Genomic DNA, 7,168 nt, shown 5'->3' on the forward strand with positions numbered 1-7,168 from the left:
CGAAGTGAGCGGCTCCTTCGTGCTGTGGCGCAGATGGTGCGCGCCGGGAGATTCGGGCGTGCCGGGAGGCCGGTGCGGCCCGGCACGTGGCGTCAGCCGTTGGCGGCTGCGGTGCCTTCGGTCGCGGTCGTGCCCTCGGTCGACGTCGTGCCCTCGGTGCTCGCAGCACCTTCGGTCGGGGTCGAGGTCTCGGTGCCGGTGCCCTCGGTCGAGGTCTCCTCGGTGGCGTCGTCGGTCGGCACCGCCGACGGCGACTCCGACGGGAGGTACTCCTCGTAGTAGGGGAGGACGTTGGAGAGGACCTGGGTCTCGATGGTCTGCTCCTGGCCGCCCGTGGAGACGGTGACGTCGACGAGGTCACCGGGCTTTGCGTCGATGGGGTCGACGATGAGCTGCTCGCTGTCGGTCGACTGGGGGCTCTCGGGATCCTGGATGAAGGTCTCGCCGGCGGGAACCGACTCGGAGAAGGAGTCTCCGGAGACCGCGACCGTGACGTTGGCCGCCTCGGTGCCCTTGTTGATGAGCGTGAAGAACAGCTGGGCCGGGCCCTCGCCGCTCTCGTCCATGATGAGCAGGAGGCCGCGCACCTCGACGTCGCCGACCGTTCCCCACGCGCCGTCGCCGCCGTTGTAGCGGTACTCAGCCGTCTGCTGGGGGGAGATCAGGCTCGCGCATCCGCTGACGGGGATGACGAGCGCGAGGGCGGCAAGTGCGAGAGCTGCGCGGTTGTGCCGTTTCATTGTGCTCCTTGAAGTGGCAATACAAGATCCGTCTGTATACTACCCGGTTTTTGACCAGCTGTAGAACCTTGTCTGTGAACTTCCCGAGGCGCTGACGCCAACACGAGTTGCCCGGCTGACGACGTGGCCGACGGTGACGAAGACGACAACCTGACCGTTGTTCTCTGCGCGTCCGCTGGGAGGCCTGGGCCGCCTCGGCGAGATCCTGACGACTGCGGCCAAAAAGGCCGAGCCTAGCATGAGGAAACCCCATCCTGGACGATTTCTGTGGCGCGCCTCATGGTAAACTGGGATTCCGCGAAAGGGGTTTGAAGAGAATATGAGTTTCCAGGTCGGCGACACTGTTGTCTATCCACATCACGGTGCAGCGACAATCCAAGAAATCAGGCAACGAACCATCAAAGGTGAGGAGAAACTGTATCTCAAGCTCCAGGTCGCCCATGGTGACCTCGTCATCGAGGTCCCCGCGGAGAACTGCGATCTCGTCGGCGTCCGTGACGTCGTCGGCGAAGAGGGTGTGGAGAAGGTCTTCAACGTCCTGCGGGCGGAATTCGTCGAGGAACCCACCAACTGGTCTCGCCGGTACAAGGCGAATCTTGAGAAGCTGCAGTCCGGTGACGTGATCAAGGTCGCCGAGGTCGTCCGTGACCTCTGGCGCCGTGAACAGGACCGCGGACTGTCGACCGGTGAGAAGCGCATGCTGTCGAAGGCTCGCCAGATCCTCGTCTCCGAGCTCGCACTCGCGGAGAAGAAAGAGGAGTCCGAAGCCGAAGCGCTCCTCGACGAAGTGCTCGCGTCCTGAGCACCTGCGTCATCGTCCCGGCCGCAGGGTCGGGCACGCGCTTGGGGCACACCGAGCCGAAGGCCTTCGTCCAGGTGGACGGTCGCACTCTGCTCGCGCATAGTCTCGACGCCATCATCACCTCGGGAGTCGCCACCACGATCGTGGTCGCGGCTCCCGAGGTGTTTGTGTCCCTCGCCGAGGCGGAGGTCGCCGAAGTGCGCCGACGGTTCGCGGGGGGTGGCGGGTCTGGTCGGGTCGGTGGTGGTGCCGAGGCTGACGTGAGTGGCGGCAGCGGTGCGGGTGCCCACGAGAGCCGCGTCCGCCCGGGGCAAGTCGAGATCATCGTCGTCCCCGGTGGTGCCGACCGTGTCGAGTCCGTCGAGGCGGCCCTCACGGCAGCCGGTGACCCGGACATCGTCCTCGTCCACGACGCCGCCCGCGCGCTCACCCCGCCGGCGGTGTTCGACCGGGTGACCGATGCTGTGTCGTCCGGCGCCGAGGCGGTCGTGCCCGTCCTGCCCATGATCGACACCGTCCGCCGGGCCGAGGAGTCCCCGAGGCGGATCCCGCTCGACGATGACGCCGATCTCGAGCCGGATCCACCTCGGGAGCAGCCGGATCCACCTCGGGGGCACGCGGCCGAGGTCGAAGTCCTCCGCGGCGACCTCGACCGGGGGAGTCTGCGCCGGGTCCAGACCCCGCAAGGCTTCGCCGCCGAGACACTGCGGCGTGCCCATGCGAGCTACCGGGAGGAAGTCCGGACACTCGGCGCCGGCGCCCGCGAGGCGACGGATGACGCGGGACTCGTCGAGCGCCTCGGCGTCGATGTCGTCGCGGTGGCCGGGGACGAGGAATCGCTGAAGATCACGTACCCGCTCGACCTCGTCCTCGCCGAGCACATCGCCCGCGAGCGCGGCCGGTCGCATCCCGCCTCGAGGTGAGCGCTCAGGCGTGCGCGCTGGCCGGCACCTATCCTGGAAGTCGACGACTGCCTCACCGCGCAGACGACTGCCTCACCGTTTAGGAGCCACGCGATGACCATTCCCCGGACCGGAATCGGTGTCGATGTCCATGCGTTCGCCGACGACCCCGACCGCGAACTCTGGGTCGCCGGCCTCCTGTGGCCGGGGGAGCGTGGCCTCGACGGCCATTCGGACTCCGACGTCGCCGCGCACGCGTGCTGTGATGCGCTCTTCTCCGCTGCCGGCCTCGGCGACCTCGGCGCGCACTTCGGCGTCGATCGCCCGGAATTCGCGGGGGCATCCGGGGTGAGCCTCCTCGCCGAGGCGGCCCGACTCGTCCGCGCAGCCGGGTTCGAGATCGGCAACATCGCCGTCCAGGTCATCGGGAACCGCCCGAAGATCGGCAAACGGCGCAGCGAGGCGCAGGAGGCGCTGAGCCAGGCGGTCGGCGCCGAGGTGTCCGTGTCGGGGACGACGACGGATGCGCTCGGTCTCACGGGTCGCGGTGAGGGCGTGGCCGCGATCGCGAATGCGCTGGTGTACCGGCCATGAGAATCCTCTTCCAGGGTGCGGGTGCGGTCGGCCTCGCAGGTGCCGCGCTGCTCGGTCACCGGCACGAGACGGTCGTCGTCACCCGAACCCTGCTCGACCGACCGCGGGCTGCCTATCCGCGGCGGGTGCGGTGGCTAGATGCATTGAGCGAATCGGACACCGGGGAACCCGGCTGGAGTGTCACCGAGGTCGCCGCGACGAGGCGGGTGACGGTCACCGATTGGGCCGGCATCGACGCCGCCGGCGGATTCCGGATCGCTGCGGCCGACGATGACACGGGCGCGTCGGGCTCTCCCGGGTCCGGCGTCTCGGTGGCGCGGGCCCGCGCCGCTGCCCAGCACGGGAAGCGCACGCGCCGTCGCGTGCCGACGACGTGGGATCTCGTCGTCCTCACCACTCGACCGGGCGATCTCGACGCGGCGGTCGCCTCGGCGTTCAGGGCCGTCGCCCCGCGGTGGCTGGCCATCACGAGCCAGGTCGACGGGGACGTCGACATCGCGAAGGGGATGTTCCCCGGCGCCGAGGTCGTCGTCTTCTCTCCGGCGTTCCTCTCCGAACGGCTCGATGCCGCACCCGGCGTCGACCCCGGTCATGAGGTGCGGTTCTGGTCGCCGTTCGGGGCACCGGTCTTCCTCGCCGCCGGTCCGAAGCATCCGCTGCGCGCACTGACCCGTGAGCTCGGTCCGGCCGTCGTCACCGTGCCGCTCGACGTTCTCATCGCCTCACCGGCGCTCTTCATCCCGTACGTGGCGCAGCTGAGTGCCGGGGGAGGGGAGTGGGATCGCCTGCTCGATCATCTGCGGCTGCCGAGCGATGCCGCCGCCGAGGCGGTCCGTGCCGTGACCGGAATGCCGGTGCCGGTCGTGCCGGCGGTCGCCCGCATGGTGCTCGAGACCGCCGACCGGATCTCGCCGATCCCGATGCGTGAGTATGCCGGACGCCATTTCGCCAGACACGAGGGTCAGACGCTCGCGATGCTCGACGGGTGGATCGGCGCAGCCCGCGAACACGAAGCATTGAGCGCGCTGGCCGCTGAACTGCGGGAGCGCATCGGCGGGCGCTGAGAACTCAGCGCCCGCCGGGCAGAGGCCGCAGCGTCAGTCCGGTCGAGTCGGGGGACGCTGTCAGTCGTCGGCGTCGATGATGCTGCGCAGCGCGGCGAGGTGGGATCTGTAGGCGGAGAGACCCGCCGGTGTCAGCGACAGCCACTGCCGCGAGCGGCCGAGCCGGACGATGCTCGTCTCGTCGACGTAGCCTGCGTCGATGAGCTGTGACAGGTGCTTGCTCAGCGCCGATTTGGAGATGTCGAGGCGAGACTGGATCTCACCGAATTCGATGCCCTTCGCCTGTGACAGCATTGCGCTGATGCGCAAGCGGATCGGGGCGTGGATGAGCGGATTGAATTCGGCGTCAGGCACTGTGGTGTCCCTTGCGCTTCGGCCAGTGCTTCTCGGCCGCGTCGAGGAGGATCGGGAGGAGGCAGAGAAGGCCGGCGATGATCGACCAGGCACCGGACACGGTGTCTCCGTCATGGCCGAACAGTGACGCCACCACGGATGTCCCGCCGACAAGCAGCATCGCAATGCAGACAAGTGTGAGGAGGACCTTCCACTGGATTCTGACGAATCGATACCCCTTCGGACACCACACGTACCTCACGAGAAGAACGACCTGGACGACCATGGCAGCGGTGAGCGCGATGACCGCGCTGACAGCGATCGCTGAACCGGGTGGTGCCGCGAGGTTGGTCCAGGCGAAGCCGAAGTTCAAGGCTGCGCTGTACACGAACAGCCACTTGGGGATGTGTCCGGAGGAGGTCTTCCTTTCCTCCCAGCGCGCAGCGAGGAGTGCTCGGCGCGCCTCTTCTCGGTCGTGGTCTGAGGCCTGTTGTGTTTCCATAGAGGAAACTCTACCTCAATGTTTCCATGATGGAAACACAAAGAACGGCCCCGCATCGCGCTGACTGCGCGGTGCGGGGCCGACTCGACGACCACCTCGGCGACGGGGACCGACGGATGTCCCTCTGACGGGAGGGTCCGTATCACACCTCGGCGACGATGCCCTTCGCCCGGTTGCGGCGGGTCACGGCGATGCCGATGAGGTAGAGGGCGGCGGTGAAGATGAGCGTGCCGATGATCTGGGTGCGGACCGATTCGACGGTGAGGCCGAGGATGATGATCACGGCGATGCCGGCCAGGGCCGCGTACGTCAGCCAGGGGAACAGCCACATCTTCAGCGGCAGCGGGGTGCCGGCGGCCTCGGCGCGGCGGCGGAGGATGAGCTGCGAGACGAGGGTGGCGACCCACGTGACGATGAGCGTCGAGCCGACGATCTGGAGGAGGATGCCGAGCACCTCGGCGGCCCAGAAGTAGTTGAGGGCGACGGCGATGAAGCCGAAGACGGACGTCGCGAGGACCGCGGCGACGGGAACGCCGCGCCGGTTCGTGCGGCCGAGGCCGGACGGCAGCATCGAGCGGCGGGCCATCGAGAACGACATGCGGGAGGCGCCGTAGATGTTCGCGTTCATCGACGACAGCAGCGCGATGACGATGACGGCGGCGAGGAGGGAGGCGATGAACGGCAGGCCCGCGGTGTCGAGGACGGCGACGAACGGCGAGTCGGCGAGGCGGGGATCGGTCCAGTCGAGGACGAGGACGATGATCGCCACCGAGCCGATGTAGAGGAAGAGGATGCGCCAGACGATCGTCTTGATCGCCTTCGACACCGAGCGGCTGGGGTCGGAGGTCTCGGCGGCGGCGACCGCGACGATCTCGATGCCGCCGAAGGCGAACGCGACGACGAGGAGTCCGGCGGCGACACCGGGGATGCCGGTGGGCATGAAGCCGTCGGCGAAGATCTCGGTCGGGGGAGCCGCCGGGGTCCAGCCGAGGAGGTAGGCGATACCGAGGACGACGAAGAGCGCGACGAAGGCGACCTTGATGAGGGAGAACCAGAACTCGAACTCGCCGAAGCTGCCGGAGGTCGTGAGGTTGATCGCGGTGAAGACGATCATGATGATGAGTGCAAGCACCCACTGCGGGACCGACGGGAGGTAGCCGGCGACGATCTGCGCGGCGGCGGTCGCCTCGGCGGCGACGACGAGGCACAGCTGCACCCACCACAGGGCGCCGACGGCGAACGCGGCGGCCGGGCCCATGGCCTTGCCGGCGTAGTGGGAGAAGGCGCCGGGGTTCGGGTCGGCGGCGACGAGTTCGCCGAGCGCCCGCATGACGAAGATGACGATGAGGCCGGCGACGACGTAGGACACGAGGACCGCGGGCCCAGCGGCCTGGACTCCCGCCCCGGAGCCGACGAAGAGGCCGGCACCGATCGCCGAGCCGAGGCTCATCATGACGAGGTGGCGGGGCCGCATTCCGGCCTTGAGGCCGGAGCCGTCGGGGGTGGGCTGAGGGCTGGTGTGGGCGGAGTCGGCGGTCACCGGCGACTGCGAATGTGAATCAGGCACCAGAGCAGTCTAACGGGCGCAGGGTGATGCCCGTCTCACGGGGTGGGGTGTGCCACGGTGATCCGTCGTTGTGGTGTAGGGGTGCAGGGCTCGGTCGTCGTGGACTGTGTGCGGGGCTCAGTCGTCCTGGACGTCAGGCGCGGCTCAGTCGTCGCGGGCTTCAGGCGCGGCTCAGTCGTCCTGGAGGTAGACGAGGCCGTTGCCGTCGGGGTCGGTGAACGAGAACATCGGAGGTACCCCGGGCCAGCGCAGCACCTCGTCGTTGTGGATCGTCACACCGGCGGCCGAGATGCGCTCGTGCGCCTCCTCGGCGTCGGGTGTCTCGAGGCGGATGGCGACGGGGATCTGACTGCCCTGCGGGATGAGGACGATCGCGACGTCCGATCCTGGCGGGGCCACTTCGACGATGCGGTTGCCGGGCATCGGCTCGCCGTCGTAGGTCACCGAGCATCCGAGGACGTCGGTGTAGAAGCGGGTTGCCTCGTCGAGGTCGCTGACGGGGACGGAGACGCTGATGATTCTGCTCGTCTTGGCCATGAGACCAGTGTGGTCGACGCACCGCGCGGTGTATAGGGGTGTACGGGGCGGGACTGCCGCGTGTGCGACGGGACTGCTCTGCGTCGCGCGGGTCTGTCGCGGGGTGAATGCCGCAGCGCCGCGACGC

The 7,168-nt window shown here is 68.4% G+C and carries 9 protein-coding genes; 4 read left to right on the forward strand and 5 right to left on the reverse strand.

The window, feature by feature from the left end; genetic code table 11:
- Positions 1 to 92 precede the first annotated feature (92 nt).
- Positions 93 to 740, reverse strand: coding sequence for a hypothetical protein (locus ABD154_RS00510; RefSeq protein WP_198499611.1), 648 nt, complete (start codon positions 738 to 740; stop codon positions 93 to 95).
- Between the two features lie 319 nt (positions 741 to 1,059).
- Here ABD154_RS00510 and ABD154_RS00515 point away from each other — a divergent pair, with 319 nt between their 5' ends.
- The 4 genes from ABD154_RS00515 to ABD154_RS00530 all read left to right on the forward strand — a co-directional run bounded on the left by ABD154_RS00515 (position 1,060) and on the right by ABD154_RS00530 (position 4,102).
- Positions 1,060 to 1,542, forward strand: coding sequence for a CarD family transcriptional regulator (locus ABD154_RS00515; protein WP_137825680.1), 483 nt, complete (start codon positions 1,060 to 1,062; stop codon positions 1,540 to 1,542).
- 11 nt (positions 1,543 to 1,553) lie between these two features.
- Positions 1,554 to 2,465 (forward strand): IspD/TarI family cytidylyltransferase, encoded by a 912-nt coding sequence (locus ABD154_RS00520; RefSeq protein ID WP_344249571.1) that lies wholly within the window; start codon positions 1,554 to 1,556, stop codon positions 2,463 to 2,465.
- A gap of 93 nt (positions 2,466 to 2,558) precedes the next feature.
- Entirely contained in the window at positions 2,559 to 3,038 is a 480-nt protein-coding gene (gene ispF / locus ABD154_RS00525; RefSeq protein WP_198499610.1) for a 2-C-methyl-D-erythritol 2,4-cyclodiphosphate synthase, read from the forward strand.
- On the forward strand, positions 3,035 to 4,102 hold the full coding sequence (locus ABD154_RS00530; protein WP_198499609.1) for a hypothetical protein: 1,068 nt from the start codon (positions 3,035 to 3,037) through the stop codon (positions 4,100 to 4,102). The genes ispF and ABD154_RS00530 overlap by 4 nt, the downstream gene beginning before the upstream one ends.
- A 60-nt stretch (positions 4,103 to 4,162) precedes the next feature.
- On the opposite strand, the gene ABD154_RS00535 is transcribed toward ABD154_RS00530, so the two are convergent.
- The 4 genes from ABD154_RS00535 to ABD154_RS00550 all read right to left on the reverse strand — a co-directional run bounded on the left by ABD154_RS00535 (position 4,163) and on the right by ABD154_RS00550 (position 7,041).
- On the reverse strand, positions 4,163 to 4,456 hold the full coding sequence (locus tag ABD154_RS00535; protein ID WP_232623694.1) for a transcriptional regulator: 294 nt from the start codon (positions 4,454 to 4,456) through the stop codon (positions 4,163 to 4,165).
- Positions 4,449 to 4,937: a hypothetical protein gene (locus ABD154_RS00540; protein ID WP_232623693.1), complete on the reverse strand. Its 489-nt coding sequence runs from the start codon at positions 4,935 to 4,937 to the stop codon at positions 4,449 to 4,451. Before ABD154_RS00540 ends, ABD154_RS00535 begins: the two co-directional genes overlap by 8 nt.
- Before the next feature lie 142 nt (positions 4,938 to 5,079).
- The gene (locus ABD154_RS00545; RefSeq protein WP_198500780.1) at positions 5,080 to 6,477 is read right to left on the reverse strand and encodes an amino acid permease; all 1,398 of its coding nucleotides are present in this window, start codon (positions 6,475 to 6,477) and stop codon (positions 5,080 to 5,082) included.
- Between the two features lie 198 nt (positions 6,478 to 6,675).
- The gene (locus tag ABD154_RS00550) at positions 6,676 to 7,041 is read right to left on the reverse strand and encodes a VOC family protein (RefSeq protein ID WP_198499607.1); all 366 of its coding nucleotides are present in this window, start codon (positions 7,039 to 7,041) and stop codon (positions 6,676 to 6,678) included.
- Positions 7,042 to 7,168 lie beyond the last annotated feature (127 nt).

Origin of the sequence: Brevibacterium sanguinis (assembly GCF_039528855.1) — a bacterium.
In the GTDB taxonomy this organism is placed as follows: Bacteria; Actinomycetota; Actinomycetes; order Actinomycetales; family Brevibacteriaceae; genus Brevibacterium; species Brevibacterium sanguinis.